The 15229-nt window shown below is 69.9% G+C and carries 21 protein-coding genes, 1 tRNA gene and 1 riboswitch; of the genes, 12 read left to right on the top strand and 10 right to left on the bottom strand.

From position 1 onward, the window contains the following. The 5 genes from AXK61_RS22240 to AXK61_RS22220 form a co-directional block, all read right to left on the bottom strand. Positions 1-723, bottom strand: a complete 723-nt coding sequence (locus AXK61_RS22240) for an NADH-quinone oxidoreductase subunit C (RefSeq protein ID WP_068574947.1) — start codon at positions 721-723, stop codon at positions 1-3. Continuing rightward, positions 720-1274 (bottom strand): NuoB/complex I 20 kDa subunit family protein, encoded by a 555-nt coding sequence (locus AXK61_RS22235; protein WP_068575321.1) that lies wholly within the window; start codon positions 1272-1274, stop codon positions 720-722. Before AXK61_RS22235 ends, AXK61_RS22240 begins: the two co-directional genes overlap by 4 nt. 118 nt (positions 1275-1392) lie before the next feature. Beyond that, positions 1393-1755, bottom strand: a complete 363-nt coding sequence (locus tag AXK61_RS22230; protein ID WP_068574948.1) for an NADH-quinone oxidoreductase subunit A — start codon at positions 1753-1755, stop codon at positions 1393-1395. Positions 1756-1893: 138 nt separating this feature from the next. Beyond that, positions 1894-2289, bottom strand: coding sequence for a DNA-binding transcriptional response regulator (locus AXK61_RS22225; protein ID WP_068574949.1), 396 nt, complete (start codon positions 2287-2289; stop codon positions 1894-1896). A 28-nt stretch (positions 2290-2317) separates the two neighbouring features. Beyond that, positions 2318-3364: an isopenicillin N synthase family dioxygenase gene (locus AXK61_RS22220; RefSeq protein WP_068575323.1), complete on the bottom strand. Its 1047-nt coding sequence runs from the start codon at positions 3362-3364 to the stop codon at positions 2318-2320. Positions 3365-3515: 151 nt separating this feature from the next. On the opposite strand from AXK61_RS22220, the gene eno reads away from it, so the two are divergent. From eno to AXK61_RS22195, 5 genes are all read left to right on the top strand, one after another. Next, a complete protein-coding gene (eno, locus tag AXK61_RS22215) occupies positions 3516-4799 on the top strand; it encodes a phosphopyruvate hydratase (RefSeq protein WP_068574950.1) in 1284 nt (427 codons plus the stop codon). A gap of 35 nt (positions 4800-4834) precedes the next feature. Continuing rightward, entirely contained in the window at positions 4835-5254 is a 420-nt protein-coding gene (locus tag AXK61_RS22210) for an FtsB family cell division protein (RefSeq protein WP_082778214.1), read from the top strand. Continuing rightward, positions 5254-5781 (top strand): DUF501 domain-containing protein, encoded by a 528-nt coding sequence (locus AXK61_RS22205; RefSeq protein ID WP_068574952.1) that lies wholly within the window; start codon positions 5254-5256, stop codon positions 5779-5781. The genes AXK61_RS22210 and AXK61_RS22205 overlap by 1 nt, the downstream gene beginning before the upstream one ends. Continuing rightward, positions 5778-6752 (top strand): Ppx/GppA phosphatase family protein, encoded by a 975-nt coding sequence (locus AXK61_RS22200; protein ID WP_068574953.1) that lies wholly within the window; start codon positions 5778-5780, stop codon positions 6750-6752. The genes AXK61_RS22205 and AXK61_RS22200 overlap by 4 nt, the downstream gene beginning before the upstream one ends. 89 nt (positions 6753-6841) lie before the next feature. Next, on the top strand, positions 6842-7123 hold the full coding sequence (locus tag AXK61_RS22195) for a hypothetical protein (RefSeq protein WP_068574954.1): 282 nt from the start codon (positions 6842-6844) through the stop codon (positions 7121-7123). 33 nt (positions 7124-7156) lie between these two features. Here AXK61_RS22195 and AXK61_RS22190 read toward each other — a convergent pair whose 3' ends face one another. Then, the gene (locus AXK61_RS22190; protein ID WP_068574955.1) at positions 7157-7471 is read right to left on the bottom strand and encodes a DMT family transporter; all 315 of its coding nucleotides are present in this window, start codon (positions 7469-7471) and stop codon (positions 7157-7159) included. A gap of 18 nt (positions 7472-7489) precedes the next feature. Further along, a riboswitch (guanidine-III (ykkC-III) riboswitch) is annotated at positions 7490-7551 on the bottom strand. 72 nt (positions 7552-7623) lie between these two features. On the opposite strand from AXK61_RS22190, the gene AXK61_RS22185 reads away from it, so the two are divergent. Then, entirely contained in the window at positions 7624-8205 is a 582-nt protein-coding gene (locus tag AXK61_RS22185; protein ID WP_068747189.1) for a dihydrofolate reductase family protein, read from the top strand. Positions 8206-8265: 60 nt separating this feature from the next. After that, the gene (locus AXK61_RS22180; protein ID WP_068574956.1) at positions 8266-9234 is read left to right on the top strand and encodes a mechanosensitive ion channel family protein; all 969 of its coding nucleotides are present in this window, start codon (positions 8266-8268) and stop codon (positions 9232-9234) included. A 19-nt stretch (positions 9235-9253) separates the two neighbouring features. Here AXK61_RS22180 and AXK61_RS22175 read toward each other — a convergent pair whose 3' ends face one another. Next, positions 9254-9634, bottom strand: coding sequence for a hypothetical protein (locus AXK61_RS22175; RefSeq protein ID WP_068574957.1), 381 nt, complete (start codon positions 9632-9634; stop codon positions 9254-9256). 118 nt (positions 9635-9752) lie between these two features. Between AXK61_RS22175 and AXK61_RS22170 the strand changes: the two genes are divergently transcribed. Then, on the top strand, positions 9753-10319 hold the full coding sequence (locus AXK61_RS22170; protein ID WP_068574958.1) for a dihydrofolate reductase family protein: 567 nt from the start codon (positions 9753-9755) through the stop codon (positions 10317-10319). A gap of 66 nt (positions 10320-10385) precedes the next feature. Here the strand turns inward: AXK61_RS22170 and AXK61_RS24595 are convergent, their stop codons facing one another. Then, positions 10386-10775 (bottom strand): TIGR03618 family F420-dependent PPOX class oxidoreductase, encoded by a 390-nt coding sequence (locus tag AXK61_RS24595; RefSeq protein WP_082778215.1) that lies wholly within the window; start codon positions 10773-10775, stop codon positions 10386-10388. A gap of 57 nt (positions 10776-10832) precedes the next feature. Next, positions 10833-10906: transfer RNA gene (locus tag AXK61_RS22165), tRNA-Leu, on the bottom strand. Positions 10907-10991: 85 nt separating this feature from the next. Between AXK61_RS22165 and AXK61_RS22160 the strand changes: the two genes are divergently transcribed. The 3 genes from AXK61_RS22160 to AXK61_RS22150 all read left to right on the top strand — a co-directional run bounded on the left by AXK61_RS22160 (position 10992) and on the right by AXK61_RS22150 (position 12792). Continuing rightward, the gene (locus tag AXK61_RS22160; protein WP_068574959.1) at positions 10992-11198 is read left to right on the top strand and encodes an RNA polymerase subunit sigma-70; all 207 of its coding nucleotides are present in this window, start codon (positions 10992-10994) and stop codon (positions 11196-11198) included. Positions 11199-11216: 18 nt separating this feature from the next. Then, positions 11217-11756, top strand: coding sequence for a Clp protease N-terminal domain-containing protein (locus AXK61_RS22155; RefSeq protein WP_068574960.1), 540 nt, complete (start codon positions 11217-11219; stop codon positions 11754-11756). 124 nt (positions 11757-11880) lie between these two features. Next, positions 11881-12792 carry a Bax inhibitor-1/YccA family protein gene (locus AXK61_RS22150; protein ID WP_068575325.1) on the top strand — a complete coding sequence of 304 codons (912 nt, stop codon included), beginning with the start codon at positions 11881-11883 and terminating at the stop codon, positions 12790-12792. A gap of 62 nt (positions 12793-12854) precedes the next feature. On the opposite strand, the gene AXK61_RS22145 is transcribed toward AXK61_RS22150, so the two are convergent. Next, positions 12855-13772: an SGNH/GDSL hydrolase family protein gene (locus tag AXK61_RS22145; protein ID WP_068574961.1), complete on the bottom strand. Its 918-nt coding sequence runs from the start codon at positions 13770-13772 to the stop codon at positions 12855-12857. 71 nt (positions 13773-13843) lie between these two features. Here AXK61_RS22145 and AXK61_RS22140 point away from each other — a divergent pair, with 71 nt between their 5' ends. Next, a complete protein-coding gene (locus AXK61_RS22140; RefSeq protein WP_068574962.1) occupies positions 13844-15226 on the top strand; it encodes a cystathionine beta-synthase in 1383 nt (460 codons plus the stop codon). The last annotated feature ends 3 nt before the right edge of the window (positions 15227-15229 follow it).

Genomic DNA, 15229 nt, shown 5'->3' with positions numbered 1-15229 from the left:
TCACGAGTACGACCTCCGGGTGTCGGGCGCCGCGACCTCGGCGCCGTGGAACTGAACGCCGATGCCGCCCAGCGGGTAGTCCTTGCGCTGCGGGTGGCCCTCCCAGTCGTCCGGCATCTCGATCCTGGTCAGCGACGGATGCCCGTCGAAGACGATGCCGAAGAAGTCGAAGGTCTCGCGCTCGTGCCAGTCCGTCGTGGGGTACACCGCGAACAACGACGGGACGTGCGGATCGGTGTCGGGACAGGAGGTTTCGAGGCGCAGCCGCCGGCCGTGCGTGATGGACTGCAGGTGGGTGACCGCGCGCAGCTCGGCGCCCGCGTCCTCCGGGAAGTGCACACCCGAGGTGCCGAGGCACATCTCGAACCGCAGATCCGGCCGATCACGCAGGAGTCGCGCCACCGTCACGACGTGCTCCCGCGGCACGCGCAGCGTCACCTCGCCCCGATGCACGACGACCGCGCCGAGAGCCTCGGCGAGCCCGGGCGCACCGTCGGCCTCCGCGAGTGCGTCCCGCAGACCCGCTAGTACCCCCTCGTAGCCGTCGGGCAGGGGCTCGGAGCCCGGCCCGGGCATGGCGACCGGACGGGTGATCCGGCCGTACCCCGAGGTGTCGCCGGTGCCGCCGCTGAACATGCCGGTGCGGGTGCGCACCACGTCCGGCTGCGGTCCGGCGGGCTCGACGGTGCCGCCCGCCTCGGGGCCCTCGGAGGAGTCGGTCATCGCAGCAGGCCCTTGAGCTCGATCGTGGGTCGTGCGGCCATCGCGGCTTCCTCCGCGGCCCGCCGGGCGGACTCGCGGTTCACGCCCATCGGCGTCTCGGCCACCTTCTCGTGCAGGGCCAGGAGCGCGTTGAGCAGCATCTCGGGACGCGGCGGGCAGCCGGGGAGGTAGATGTCCACGGGCACCACGTGATCCACACCCTGCACCACCGCGTAGTTGTTGAACATGCCGCCCGAACTGGCGCAGACCCCCATGGCCAGCACCCATTTCGGCTCCGCCATCTGGTCGTACACCTGCCGCAGCACCGGCGCCATCTTCTGGCTGACGCGGCCCGCGACGATCATCAGGTCCGCCTGCCGCGGCGACGCGCGGAAGGCCTCCATGCCGAAGCGGGCGATGTCGAATCGCGGGCCGGTGGTGGCCATCATCTCGATCGCGCAGCACGCCAGCCCGAACGTGGCCGGCCACAGCGATCCCTTCCGCGCGTACCCCGCCACCACCTCCAGCGTGGACAGCAGGAAACCGCCTGGAACCTTGTCCTCTATGCCCACGACCACACCCCGCTCCCGACGGGTCCGTCAGCGTGGCGCACCTCGGGTGCCACGTCCACTCCACGGCCTGATTCGCTCCCGACGGGTCCGTCAACGTGGCGCACCTCGGGTGCCTCCCTCAATCCCACGTGAGTCCTCCCCGTCGCCACTCGTACGCGTAGGCCACCGTGACGTTGACCAGGAAGAGGCCCATGGCGAGCAGGCCGTAGGTGCCCAGCACGTCGAAATGCACGGCCCACGGATAGAGGAAGACGATCTCGATGTCGAAGATGATGAACAACATCGCCGTCAGATAGAACTTCACCGGAAACCGGCCACCCCCCGACGCGGGTTCGGGGGACGGGTCGATGCCGCACTCGTAGGCCTCGAGCTTCGCGCGATTGATCCGGCGGGGCCCCACGAAGCGGGCGACGCCCACGGAGAACACGGCGAAGGCGGCCGCGATCGCCCCCAGTACGAGGATGGGCACGTACAGGTTCACGGCGATGCTCCTTCCGCGGTGTCAGCGAAATCCCCGTCAGCAGAACCGGTTAGGTTCCCCTGAGTGAAGTTGTGAGCTACATCACAACTATAGGTCCAACGTTTGATCGGGGTGGGGTTTTGGGGCGAGCGTGTCGACTCAGAGCGTGGCCGTCGCGAGCAGGCGGCCCGCCGCCTCCGCGAGCTCGAACGGGTCGAGGGGGTGGCTCACCCAGTCGTCGGCCTGGGACCAACGTGCCAACCAGCCGTCCGCGCGCCGCGCGGTGATCACGAGCAGCGGCGGGCACGGTTCGATCTCGTCGCGCACTTGCCGGGCGAGGCCCATCCCGCCCGTCGGGGATGATTCACCGTCGAGCACCACCAGGGCGACCCCGCCCTCGTCGAGCCGCGCGATGACGGCCTGCGCGGTGGCCGCCTCGAGCACCGTGATCGGAGGTCTGTCCGGCGCGGGCCGGGCGCCCAGGGCGGCGGTGATCTCCGCGCGGTGCCGCGCGTTGGAACTGTAGACGAGGACGAGCGGGGCTGCGCCGGTCATGGTCCCCACGATAGGGACGCAGGTCGGGTTACGAAGCGGTTTGCGGGTAGTGCCGCGCCGCGACATCCGGGTGCGCGCGCAGGCGGCTCTTCCAGGCGTTCTCGCCGTAGGTGTCGAAGATCGGGTTGTCGGGGTCGACGGTGACCCCCGTCCGCAGGTCCGCCGGGAGAGGTAGGTGCGGCATCCGCGCCGTCACGGCGGGATTGAAGAAGTACGGCACCGAGATCCGGTCCCCGCCCGCGCGGCGGTTCACCACCCGGTGTTCCGTGGCATGCAGGTAGCCGTCCGTGCCGACCTCGAGCATCTCGCCGATGTTGACGATGAACGCGCCCGGCATCGGTGGCACGTCGACCCACTCCCGGGCGCCCGGCGGCAGGACCTGGAGCCCCTCCGAGTCGGGATCGACGAGCAGCAGAGTCAGGACGCCCGAATCCTTGTGCGCGCCGACGCCCTGATCCGAGTCCGTGCCCGCGGGGTACCGGACGATCTTGATGAGCGTCGCCGGCTCGACGGCGAAGGCGGCGTCGAAGACCTGCGGGTCGGCGCCCAGTGATCGGGCCCACGCCCGCAGCAGCGCGCGGGAGACGCGTGCGAGGTCGGCGTCCCAGCGCTCCATCACCGTCCGCAGAGCGGGGAGCGCGGCGGGCCACTGGTTCGGGCCGATCAGGTTCAGGTAGTCCGGTCCCGCGGGGACGGAGGCCGACGGTGCCGCGCTCTCCTGTCCGTGCTCGTCCGGGGCCACCGTGGTGCTCGGGGGACGCGCCGGGCTCACGCCCTCCTGTCCGAGGTCGATCTGCTCCCGCCAGTCCACCGCCCCGCGGGTGAGCTCTCCGCCGAGCCGCGTGTAGCCGCGGAAGTGGGGTGAGTTCGTCATCGCGATCGCGTCCTTGTCGGCCTGCGGGAGCGCGAAGAATTCGCGCGCCAGTGCGAGCACCTCGTCGATCCGCTCGTGCGCGACGCCGTGCCTCGTCAGGTAGAAGAAGCCGACGTCGTGCGCGGCGGCACGGACGGCACCGTCGAACCGCTCGGGTTCCGTATCGAGCAGAGACAGGTCGAGGACGGGGACGGCGCTCATGGCCGCAGGGTAGCGCCGGACGCGCGCGGTATGAACGGATTCGATCGGTGTGATCGCACTATCGTGCGCGCCGGGCTTCGTGTCACGACCGCCGGGCACTAGGCTTGCCGGTGAGTTGCCCCCGAGCTCGGCCAGTGCATAAGGAGAGACCGTGTCCGAAATCATCCAGGTAGGCGCCCGCGAGATCCTCGACTCCCGTGGCAACCCCACGGTCGAGGTGGAGATCGTTCTGGCCGACGGCAGCTTCGCCCGCGCGGCGGTGCCGTCCGGCGCGTCCACCGGTGAGCACGAGGCCGTGGAGCTGCGTGACGGCGGCGACCGCTACCTGGGTAAGGGCGTGACGAAGGCCGTCGAGGGCGTGCTCGAGGTCATCGCGCCCGAGGTGATCGGCATCCCCGCCGACGAGCAGCGGATCATCGATCAGACCCTGCTCGACCTGGACGGCACCCCGGACAAGAGCCGCCTCGGCGCGAACGCGCTGCTCGGTGTCTCGCTGGCCGCCGCGAAGGCAGCCGCCGAGTCCGCCGCGCTGCCGCTGTTCCGCTACCTGGGCGGCCCGAACGCGCACATCCTGCCCGTGCCGATGATGAACATCCTCAACGGCGGCGCGCACGCGGACAGCGGCGTGGACGTGCAGGAGTTCATGGTCGCGCCGATCGGCGCGGAGACCTTCAAGGAGTCGCTGCGCTGGGGCGCCGAGGTCTACCACTCGCTCAAGTCGGTGCTCAAGAGCAAGGGCCTGAACACCGGCCTCGGCGACGAGGGCGGCTTCGCCCCGTCGGTCGCCGGCACCCGTGAGGCGCTCGACCTGATCTCCGAGGCCATCGGCAAGACCGGCCTGAAGCTGGGCTCCGACGTGGCGCTCGCGCTGGACGTCGCGGCCACCGAGTTCTACACCCCCGAGGGCTACAAGTTCGAGGGCAAGGTGCTCAGCGCCGCCGAGATGGGCGAGTTCTACCGCGGCCTGGTCGGGGAGTTCCCGCTGGTCTCGATCGAGGATCCGCTGTCCGAGGACGACTGGGAGGGCTGGGTCGACCTCACCGACGCCATCGGCGACAAGGTGCAGCTCGTCGGCGACGACCTGTTCGTCACCAACCCGGAGCGCCTCGAGGACGGCATCGCCCGCGGCGCCGCGAACGCGCTGCTGGTGAAGGTCAACCAGATCGGCACCCTGACGGAGACCCTGGACGCCGTCGCGCTCGCGCACAACAACGGCTACAAGTCGATGATGAGCCACCGTTCGGGCGAGACCGAGGACACCACCATCGCCGACCTCGCGGTCGCGGTGGGCAGCGGTCAGATCAAGACCGGAGCCCCGGCCCGCAGCGAGCGCGTCGCCAAGTACAACCAGCTGCTGCGCATCGAGGAGGAGCTGGGCGACGCGGCGCGGTACGCCGGCGACACCGCGTTCCCGCGCTTCGAGTTCAACAGCTGACCGATCGATAGCCAGAGCAGAAGGAGCACAGCACCGTGAGCAGCAGGTCCCGCCTCGTGCGAACCCCGTCCGGCGGCGAAGGCCGTTCGGATGGACGGAGTGCGGGGCGCACCGTCGTGCTGTTCCTGGTGCTGTGCGTCCTGGCGCTCACCCTCGCGGTGCCCGTGCGGACGTACCTGTCCGAGCAGGCGCGCGAGGACAAGGTGGCCGCCGAGCACGCGCAGCTGCTCTCGGACATCGCGCGGCTCGAGGAGCAGAAGCGGTTGCAGGACGATCCCGAGTACATCAAGGCGCAGGCCAGGATCCGGCTCCAGTACGTGATGCCGGGGGAGACGCCGTACCGCGTGCAGGTGCCCGGGGCGCCTGCGCCTTCGATCGAACAGGTCGAGGCGGAACAGGCCAAGCAGAACCCGTGGTACACCAATGTCTGGCGCACGATCGCGGTGCCGCACTGATGAATGGATCCGTTGTCGCCCAGGCGGACCTGGACCGGGTCGCCGAGCAGTTGGGCCGCGCCCCGCGCGGCGTCCTCGCCGTCGCGTACCGCACGCCCGACGGCGAGCCCGCCGTCGTCAAGACCGCGCCGCGGCTGCCCGACGGTACGCCCTTCCCGACGCTGTACTACCTGACGGATCCGCGGCTCACGGCCGAGGCGAGCCGGCAGGAGAGCGCGGGCATCATGCGCGAAATGGAGGCGCTGCTCGCCGCCGACGAGTCGATCGCCGAGAACTACCGCGCCGCCCACCGACACTATTTGGAGTCGCGGAACGCGTTGGAGGACCTGGGAACCGACTTCACCGGCGGCGGCATGCCGGACCGGGTGAAGTGCCTGCACGTCCTCATCGCGTACGCGCTCGCCGAGGGGCCCGGCGTCGTCCGCCTGGGCGACGAAGCCGTGGCCCTCGCCGCCGCAGCCGGCCTGTGCGGCACCGCTGTCCCCGCCGACTGGCCCGAGCCGCAGTTCCCCTGGGGCGGCCGGTGAGCTCGTCCTTCGCGGGCGTCGTCGCGGCGATCGACTGCGGCACCAACAGTATTCGCCTCTACGTGGCGCGCTCGGAGCCGGGCGCCGCCGGGCTCGTGGAGCTGCACCGGGAGATGCGGATCGTCCGCCTCGGCCAGGGCGTGGACGCGACCGGCGAATTCGCCGCCGAGGCGCTCGAGCGGGTCCGTGTCGCGCTGGACGAGTACGTCACCACGGCCGTGGATCTCGGCGCCGAGCGGGTGCGCATGGTCGCGACCTCCGCCGCCCGCGACGTATCGAACCGGGAGGTCTTCCTCGAGCTCACCGCCGCCGCCCTGGGGCGGATCACGCCCGGTGCACGGGCCGAGGTGATTCCCGGGAACGAGGAGGCCGAACTGTCGTACCGCGGGGCCACGGTAGGGCTCGCGTCCGTGGATCCTGCGCTCGTCGTGGATCTCGGCGGCGGATCGACGGAACTGGTGGTCGGGTCCGGTGGCGCCGTGGCACATGCGTTCTCGGCCGACATCGGCTGCGTGCGGATCACCGAGCGCGCGCTGCACACCGATCCGCCGCCTCCCGCCGAGGTCGCCGAGGCGACCCTGCACATCGACGCCGCGCTCGACGGGGCGACCGCCGTCGTGCCGCTCGAGGGCGTGCGCACCTGGATCGGCGTCGCCGGCACCTTCACCACGCTGGCCGCGCTCGCGCTCGGCCTCGACGAGTACGACCCCGTCCGGATCCACGGCGCACGAGTTCCGCTCAGCGACCTCGGCGTCCTCTGCCGGCGCCTGGTGCGGATGACCGCCGCTGAGCGACTCGCGCTGGGCCCCATGCACCCCGGCCGCGCCGACGTGATCGGCGGCGGTGCGCTGGTCGCGCTGCGCCTCGCCGAGCGGCTCGCCGCGGTCGGCGTCACCGAGCTGGTCGTGTCGGAGCACGACATCCTGGACGGCGTCGCCATGGGGCTCGCCGACGCCGCCCCCGCGAATTAACGCACTGTTGACGAACTCACAGCCTCGCGGCAGCGCGCGGGGAGGTTTCGTCGCCTAACGTCATCTGCGTACGGCGAAGGGAGTCGGAGATGAAGAACGTTGCTGCGGAGGGCGTGATCGTGGTGCTGGACGGCACCGATGCGACAGCCCGCCTGGTGAGTGACCTGTGCTGTTCCGGGACCCGAGTCACGGCCGTCGGATCGAACTTCCGCGACGTGGTCTCCGTGCTGTCGGGCGATGTCTACGCCCTGGTCGCCGATCTCGGCGACCCGGAGCAGTGGGAGACCGCGGTGCGCCGCGCCGAGGCGCGGCACGGCACCGTCGACCGCGTGCTGGATCCCGGCAACCGGCTGGCCGTCCGCGCGGCCTGAGCGCCGGTGGGCGCCGGCACGGGTCCGGCGGCGTCAGTGGGCGAGCTTGAGCCCGATGACGCCGCCCACGATGGCCATGATGCAGACGACCTTGACCAGCGACGCGGATTCCGCGCCGGTGACCATCGCGTAGACGACGGTGAGGGTGGCGCCGATGCCGACCCACACGGCGTACGAGGTGCCGACCGGCAACTCTCGCATCGCGTACGCGAGCCCGCCCATGCTGGCGATGAGAGCGACGCCGAACACGATCGACGGTGTGAGGCGGGAGAATCCCTCGGACTTGCCGAGCGCGGTGGCCCAGACGGCCTCGAGAACACCGGATACAACGAGAACGATCCATGCCATGATGCGAACCTCCTCAGGTTCGCACCGTCTTTTCGCTGGCCGGGTACGGTGCGCCTCGTCCGGATGTCCTTCGACGTCCCTGAGGGTACCCGAGCCCGCGCGGTTGGCAACTCGGGTGATCGCGGCGCGGATCGGCGATTAGGGTGATCGGCATGGCACGCGAACTGGTCTACACCGGCTTCATCACCCTCGACGAGGTTGCGGACTCGCCCGGCGGGACCGTCGAGGGCCACCGCAGCGGCGGCTGGGTCGCGCGGCACGAGTTCCTGCCGGATGCCTTCTCGCTCAAGGGCGAAGAGCTGGGGGAGACCACCGCGCTGCTGTTCGGGCGGCGCAGCTACGAGGCGTTCGGCGCGGTGTGGCCGCGGTCCGGGGACCACGCTGCCTACCGCGACCTGCCGAAGTACGTCGCCTCCACGACGATCGGCGAGGGCGACCTCGTGGACGGCTGGGGCGAGACGACGATCCTGCGCTCCGCCGCCGATGTCGCCGCGCTGAAGGAGTCCGAGGGCGGCTCGATCTTCATCCACGGCAGCCCCGAGCTCGCCCGGAACCTCGCGGACGCCGGTCTCATCGACCGGTACAACCTCCTCGTCTTCCCGTACCTCCTCGGTGCGGGCAAGAGCATCTTCGGGCGCGCGGACCGCGACGCCACCGCGCTGCGCCTGCGGGAATCGGAGGCGTACCCGAACGGCGTGCTCAACGTGGTCTACGACGTGGTTCACCAACACTGATCCGCCCAGCCGCCGTTGGCGGAACTTGCGTGTCACGCGAGCGTCCGTACCGTCGGGGGCATGTCCGACCTGGCTCTGCAACTCAGTGAGAACGGACGACAGTGGTTGATCCACAGGCCCCTGGAGATCGGCCTGTACGTCGTCCTCGCCATCGTGGTGCGCTTCATGCTGCATCGGGGGATCGACCGGCTCGTCCGCGGCAACCGCCGCGGAGAGGACACCGCCCCACGACGATTCGGCTTGGGCAGACTCGGCGGCGGGAAGATCCCTGCGGTGCGGCGGCGCACCGTCGACGATCCCGGTAAGGCGCAACGGGATCGGGAGAACCGCGCCCGGCGGGCACAGCGGGCCGAGACCATCGGCTCGGTGCTGAAGTCCGCGGTGTCCTTCCTCGTGCTGATCTGGGTCGTCATCCAGTCGCTGGCGATCCTCGGGGTGAACGTGGCGCCGCTCATCGCGTCGGCCGGCGTCGTGGGTGTCGCCCTCGGCTTCGGTGCACAGAACCTGGTGCGAGACTTCATCTCCGGCATCTTCATGTTGGTCGAGGATCAGTACGGCGTCGGTGACGTCGTGGACGTCGGTGAGGTGACTGGCACCGTCGAGACCGTGGGCCTGCGGATCACGACGGTGCGCGACGTCCAGGGAACGCTCTGGTACGTGCGCAACGGAGAGATCATGCGCGTGGCCAACTTCAGTCAGGACTACGCGGTCGCCTTCCTGCAGTTGCCCATCTCGTACTCCGCCGACGTGGACCTCGCCTGCCGCGTCGCGCTCGAGGCCGCTCTGGAGGCTGTGGGTGAGGAGCCGCTGTCGGAGGACGTGCTCGGCGCCCCCGACATGCTGGGTGTCGACGGTGCCACCGCCGACCGTGTGAGCATCCGGTTGACGGTGCGGGTGCGGGCGAACCGTCAATGGGCGGTCGAGCGCGAGCTGCGGCGCCGGATCCTGCGCGCCTTCGACGAGAACGACGTCGCGCCGCCGTACCGCACCGGGCTCCCCGTCTCGATCGGAGCCGAACGATCCGAGTGACGGTCGCGGCGCGTGTCGGTCAGGCCGGGCGGACCTTCCGGTGTTCGTCGCAGCGCCAGCAATCGTAGGAGGTATGAGCCTCGGGGATGTCGTTCGCAGCGCCGCAACGGGGGCACGTGAAACGCCGCCGGCCCTCCATGACCGGACGGACGTCGACGGTGCCCGGGCGCGGCGCGACGGGGCGTCCCCGGTCCTCGCGGGGTGCGACGAGGGCGAATCCCGGCCCGAGCGGACCGAGGAAGAACAGGGTGGTGAAGAAGAAGCCGAAGCCGCTTCGGCCACGGATCTCCGCGATCACGCCGGCTATCACGGCACTGAAGAACCACGCTGTGGCGACCGCGATCAGGGGGCCGGTCGTGAATGCGGCGAGAGTCGTCCCGATATCGTCGGTGACCTCCATGATTTCCTCCCGGTTCGGCGGCTGTGCAGGAATCTTCACGCGCAGCGCCGCTTTCCGGACCGAAACGGTGGAGAATGCAGGCGACCGAAGACGTTCACGACGAGGTGGTGAATCGCTGATGCGCAGCGTGACCTATTCCCTGAGCACGTCGGCGGACGGGTACATCGTGGGGCCGGACGGCACCTTCGATTGGTCCCAGCCCGACGAGGAGGTGTTCCGGTTCGCCACCGACGAGGTCCGCGGGCTGGATGTGCACCTGATGGGACGGAAGCTGTACGAGACGATGCTGTACTGGGACACCGCCGAGGAGACCCAGCCGCTCGACGCCGACGAGCGCGTCTTCGCCGCGCTGTGGAAGGCGCTCCCCAAGGTCGTCTTCTCGCGCACGCTCACCGAGGTGCACGGCGCCAACACCCGCCTCGCCGACGGCGATCCGGCGGAGGAGATCGCGCGGTTGCGCGCCGAGCCGGGCGAGGGCGGCATCGGCGTCGGTGGTGCAGGCCTCGCCGCGGAGGCCGCCCGGCTGGGACTCATCGACGAGTACCGCGTCCGGGTGTACCCGGTGCTGGTCGGCGGCGGAACTCCCTATTTCCCGCAGCAAGGGCGGATGACCGCGCTCGAGCGGATGGGCTCCCGCACCTTCGACTGCGGCGTCGAGTTCGTGCACTACCGGGTGGCGCGATGACGGTTGCTGTGAAACGTCACGACGAACATCTCCAGTGTCAGGCCGGCGAGGCTCCGTCCCTCGAGGTCACGTAGCGATCCATCCCGTGGTCGGGACCGCTGACAGCCAGCGATGCACGGGAATCTCGATCAGTACCCTGACGCCGTCGACGGATCCATCTTCTGCATCCCACCCGCCGTACTTCCTTCGGAGGAGAGAGGTGGCCTCGGTGCAGTTGCTGAGATCGTCATGAATGCGGGCTCGCCCCTCGGCGACGAGCGGTGTCGCCCCTGAGCCGTCCACTGCGATGGATACTCGCGGATCGCGTCTGATGTTCCCGACCTTGATGTTCGAGCTGGCGCTCGCGATCCAGAACGTGGGGTCGGCGGTGAGTACGAACCAGACCGGAGTCGTATGTGGCGAGCCGTCGGCTCTGATCGTGGTGAGCCACGCGATTCGATCTCGGGTGCTTTCCATCAGCCCAGTTTCGCCCACCCCGTAGTGTTCAAGGCAGTCGTTGGGGTGGAAGTGCGGTGCCCCCAGTCGGACTCGAACCGACACTGCGCAGATTTTAAGTCTGCTGCCTCTGCCAATTGGGCTATGGGGGCGCGGGGAAAAGCGTAGCGCGCGGCGCACCGTCAAACCTGTCAACATGCGTTGACAGCCGGACTGTGTCAACGTAGATTGACGAACGTGAGCTCACCACCCACCCTCGTCGGATCGGCGGCATCACGGGACCCCGCGGAGGGGCTCCGGGCCGTCGTCGCACTGCGGAAGCTGGCCGACCAGCTCGAGGCGGTCCAGGTGTCCAACGCCCGGAACCTCGGATGGTCCTGGCAGGACATCGCGGAACACCTCGCGGTCAGTCGCCAAGCTGTGCACAAGAAGTACGGCAAGTAGCCGGGAAGCGGGAACATCATGTTCGAACGGTTCACCAGGAGCGCCCGCGTCGCGGTCGTGCTCGCACAGGAGGAGGCGCGCGACGCGGGCGCCGACCGGATCACCCCCACGCACCTGCTGCTCGGTGTGCTCGGCACCGTCGACGGGGAACTGCAGAGCGAGCTCGGCGAGGTCGGGCTCACCGTCGACGCCGTGCGCGCGGCGGACGTGGGGCGAGTGCTGACCGATCAGGATGCCGACGCGCTCAAGGGGATCGGCATCGACGTGGCGGCCGTCGCGGACGCGGTGTCGGAGCGCTTCGGTTTCGACGTTCTGCGTCCCATTCGCAAGCGGTTCCGCGCGGGAAACATCCCCTTCGGGCCCGGCGCCAAGAGGTCGCTGCAGCTCGCGCTCCGCGAGGCTGTGAACAGGAAGGATCGCAGCATCGACGGCGCCCATGTCGTGCTCGGTGTGCTGCGCAGCGACGATGCGGAGTCGCTGGCCGCGGTGGAGTCCGTCGTGCCCCGTGACGAGCTGCGCCGGCGCCTGTACGACCTGCTGGATCGTCCCGCGGCGTGAGGATCCTGCGGGAGAGCCGGGAGATGGTTAAGCTGTTCGTAAAGAACGGTCGACAGCGGGAACGCAAGCGTCGGCCCGTTCGTTGAACGACATGTAGGTGCACGACCAGGGAAAGGACCCCACGGTGCGCGAGAGCAGCAACCCGATCTTCCGCGGGCTGACGAAGGACACCCGCCAGGCGGGTGCGCCCGCGGGCTACCCGCAGCAGCAGGGCTATCCCCAACAGGGGTACCCGCAGCAGGGCTACCAGCAGGGCATGAACATGGGCATGGGCGCCGCGGGCGCCGCCCAGGGCATGCAGTACCAGCAGTCGCCGCAGGCCCCGTACCAGCAGGGTGCGGGAACGCGGTCCATGACCATCGACGACGTGGTCACCAAGACCGCGTCCACGCTGGGCGTGCTCATCGTCTTCGCGATCGCCGCGTTCGCGCTGATCTCCCAGAGCCTGAGCCTGGCCATGCCGCTCATGATCGTGGGCGCCCTCGGTGGCCTCGTGCTGGTGCTCGTCGCCAGCTTCGGTCGTAAGCAGGACAACCCGGCCATCGTGCTGGCCTACGCCGCGTTCGAGGGCCTGTTCGTGGGCTCGATCTCGAAGGTGATCACCTTCAACGTCAGTGGGAACATCAGCGCGGGTGCGTTGATCGGCCAGGCCGTGCTCGGCACCGTCGGCGTGTTCATCGGCATGCTGGTGGTCTACAAGACCGGCGCCATCCGCGTCACGCCCCGCTTCACCCGCATGCTGGTCGGCGCCATGATCGGCGTGCTGGTCCTGTCGCTCGGCAACATGGTTCTCTACCTGTTCACCGGAGACAACCCGCTGCGCGGCGGCGGCACCATGGCGATCATCTTCTCGCTGGTGTGCATCGCGATCGCGGCGTTCAGCTTCCTGCTGGACTTCGACCAGGCGGACCAGCTGATCCGCGCCGGCGCACCGTCGAAGGCGGCGTGGGGCGTGGCCCTCGGCCTGACCGTCACCCTGGTCTGGCTGTACGTCGAGATCCTGCGCCTGCTGAGCTACTTCTACGGCCGCGACTAGTAGTATCCCAGTCCGAACGCCCCGCAGCCCCGGCTGTGGGGCGTTCGGCGTCTGCGGGGCCGTCAGGCGCGGTGCAGGACCCGGGTCAAACGTGCCGTCAGACCGTTCGCGTCGGCAGCCTCGGAGACCTCCGGCGGCGACGGCAACGGACCGTGCCACTCGCCGATCGCCGCGAGGACCTCGGGGAGGAGCAGGCGCGCCGCCAGCTCGTAGCCGGCAGCCGACGGGTGGAAGTTGTCCGGCGAGAACATCCGCTCGGGTGCCTCGAGGAACTCGGGGGTCAGGGTGTCGGCGAAGGGCACGGGACGGCCGCCCGCGTCGAGCACGTACGCGCGCTGCCGCGCCGCCAGCTGCAGGCCGTACCTCCGGATCACCGACCGCAGGGGCTGCGGGATCGCCTGCACCACGCCGATGTCCGGGCAGGTGCCCACCACCACCTCGGCGCCCGCGCCGCGCAGCTGCGCCACCGCCGCGCCCAGGCGTCGTGCCGAGGCCTCGAAGCCGTTGAGCGCCGTCACGTCGTTCGCGCCCACGATGATCACCGCCACGTCCGGGATCTGCTTGGCGATGAACGCGGCCTCGATCTGTGCCGCGAGGCCCTTCGACGTCGCTCCGACGATCGCCTTGACCGCGAGCCGCACGGTGCGACCCGTCTCGGCCACCACGCCGCGCGCGAGGAGCACGCCGGGCGTGTGTTCGGCATCGTCGACCCCGAGACCGGCGGCCGTGGAATCCCCGAAGACCATGAGGCTCACGTCCGCGACGTGGTGCGGCCCGGGCCGCTCGACGACGGCGGTGCCGGGGGAGTAGATCCCGTCCTTCGACGGTGCTTTGTCGGTGCGGTGCGGGATGACGGTGCGCGCGGTGCGCGCCTGCTTGGTGAGCAGGGCGTAGGCGCCCCAGGTGGCTCCGGCGCCGCCGACCGCGGCGGCCGAGGTGTACAGCGCGTCGCGCGTCATGCGGCTTCGGGAGTACCCCATGAGTGCCAATCTACTGCCCGACCCGGGCACCGGCCGTGAGGCGGGCCGGGCCGTTCTGGGACGATGGAGGCATGCGTATCGCAGGACACGTCAGCGAGTTGATCGGCGACACCCCACTGGTGCGACTCAACTCCGTGGTGAAGCCCGGATCCGGCCTGGTCGCGGCCAAGATCGAGTACCTCAACCCCGGCGGGTCCAGCAAGGACCGGATCGCGGTGAAGATGATCGACGCCGCGGAGGAGTCGGGGGAGCTGAAGCCCGGCGGCACGATCGTCGAGCCGACCTCCGGCAACACCGGCGTCGGCCTCGCGATCGTCGCGCAGCAGCGCGGCTACAAGTGCGTCTTCGTCTGCCCGGACAAGGTCAGCGAGGATAAGCGCAACGTCCTCAAGGCCTACGGCGCCGAGGTCGTGGTGTGCCCCACCGCCGTGGCGCCCGAGCACCCGGACTCGTACTACAACGTCTCCGACCGGCTCACCCGCGAGATCCCCGGCGCCTGGAAGCCGAACCAGTACTCCAACCCCAACGGCCCCGCCTCGCACTACGAGACCACCGGCCCCGAGATCTGGCGCGACACCGAGGGGAGGATCACCCACTTCGTGGCGGGCGTCGGCACCGGCGGCACCATCACCGGCACCGGCCGCTACCTCAAGGAGGTGTCCGGCGGGAAGGTCAAGGTCGTCGGCGCCGACCCCGAGGGCTCGGTCTACTCCGGCGGCACGGGCCGCCCGTACCTCGTCGAGGGCGTGGGCGAGGACTTCTGGCCCACCGCCTACGACCCCGACATCCCCGACGAGATCATCGCCGTCTCCGACGCCGACTCCTTCGAGATGACCCGTCGCCTCGCCCGCGAGGAGGGGCTGCTCGTCGGCGGCTCGTGCGGCATGGCCGTCGTCGCCGCGCTGCGCGTCGCGGAGCGGGATCCCGAGGCCGTCGTCGTCGTCCTTCTGCCCGACGGTGGCCGCGGCTACCTCTCGAAGATCTTCAACGACAAGTGGATGTCGAGCTACGGCTTCCTGCGCGCGCCGCTGGATCCCAACGAGCAGGAGGCCCTCGTCGGCGACATCCTGCGCGGCAAGAAGGGCGAGCTCCCCGACCTGGTGCACACCCATCCGTCGGAGACCATCCGCGACGCCATCGAGATCCTCGCCGAGTACAACGTCTCGCAGATGCCCGTCGTGGGCGCCGAGCCGCCGATCATGGCGGGCGAGGTCGCGGGCGCGGTCACCGAGCGAGAGCTCCTCTCCGCGGTCTTCGAGGGCCGCGCCGAACTGGCCGATCCGGTGAGCAAGCACATGGGCCCGGCCTTCCCGCTCATCGGTGCGGGAGAGCCGATCTCGGCGGCCAACGCCGCGCTCCGCGAGTCCGACGCGCTGATGGTGATCGACGACGGCAAGCCCGTCGGCGTCATCACCCGGCACGACGTGCTGAACTACCTCTCCCACGGCAAGTAGAAA

This window comes from Tsukamurella pseudospumae (assembly GCF_001575205.1).
In the GTDB taxonomy this organism is placed as follows: domain Bacteria; phylum Actinomycetota; class Actinomycetes; order Mycobacteriales; family Mycobacteriaceae; genus Tsukamurella; species Tsukamurella pseudospumae.
The sequence above is the reverse complement of the archived record's forward strand: the minus strand, read 5'-3'. Positions and strand labels throughout refer to the sequence as shown.

What these genes read in the sequence shown, in the direction of transcription:
- AXK61_RS22175 (WP_068574957.1), bottom strand. Translation starts at nt 9,634, where the DNA reads ATGGAGGTCACCGACGATATCGGGACGACTCTCGCCGCATTCACGACC.
- AXK61_RS22185 (WP_068747189.1), top strand. Translation starts at nt 7,624, where the DNA reads ATGGCACGCGAACTGGTCTACACCGGCTTCATCACCCTCGACGAGGTT.
- AXK61_RS22205 (WP_068574952.1), top strand. Translation starts at nt 5,254, where the DNA reads ATGAATGGATCCGTTGTCGCCCAGGCGGACCTGGACCGGGTCGCCGAG.
- AXK61_RS22170 (WP_068574958.1), top strand. Translation starts at nt 9,753, where the DNA reads ATGCGCAGCGTGACCTATTCCCTGAGCACGTCGGCGGACGGGTACATC.
- AXK61_RS22180 (WP_068574956.1), top strand. Translation starts at nt 8,266, where the DNA reads ATGTCCGACCTGGCTCTGCAACTCAGTGAGAACGGACGACAGTGGTTG.
- AXK61_RS22195 (WP_068574954.1), top strand. Translation starts at nt 6,842, where the DNA reads ATGAAGAACGTTGCTGCGGAGGGCGTGATCGTGGTGCTGGACGGCACC.
- AXK61_RS22225 (WP_068574949.1), bottom strand. Translation starts at nt 2,289, where the DNA reads ATGACCGGCGCAGCCCCGCTCGTCCTCGTCTACAGTTCCAACGCGCGG.
- AXK61_RS22190 (WP_068574955.1), bottom strand. Translation starts at nt 7,471, where the DNA reads ATGGCATGGATCGTTCTCGTTGTATCCGGTGTTCTCGAGGCCGTCTGG.
- AXK61_RS22145 (WP_068574961.1), bottom strand. Translation starts at nt 13,772, where the DNA reads ATGGGGTACTCCCGAAGCCGCATGACGCGCGACGCGCTGTACACCTCG.
- AXK61_RS24595 (WP_082778215.1), bottom strand. Translation starts at nt 10,775, where the DNA reads ATGGAAAGCACCCGAGATCGAATCGCGTGGCTCACCACGATCAGAGCC.
- AXK61_RS22155 (WP_068574960.1), top strand. Translation starts at nt 11,217, where the DNA reads ATGTTCGAACGGTTCACCAGGAGCGCCCGCGTCGCGGTCGTGCTCGCA.
- AXK61_RS22220 (WP_068575323.1), bottom strand. Translation starts at nt 3,364, where the DNA reads ATGAGCGCCGTCCCCGTCCTCGACCTGTCTCTGCTCGATACGGAACCC.
- AXK61_RS22240 (WP_068574947.1), bottom strand. Translation starts at nt 723, where the DNA reads ATGACCGACTCCTCCGAGGGCCCCGAGGCGGGCGGCACCGTCGAGCCC.
- AXK61_RS22140 (WP_068574962.1), top strand. Translation starts at nt 13,844, where the DNA reads ATGCGTATCGCAGGACACGTCAGCGAGTTGATCGGCGACACCCCACTG.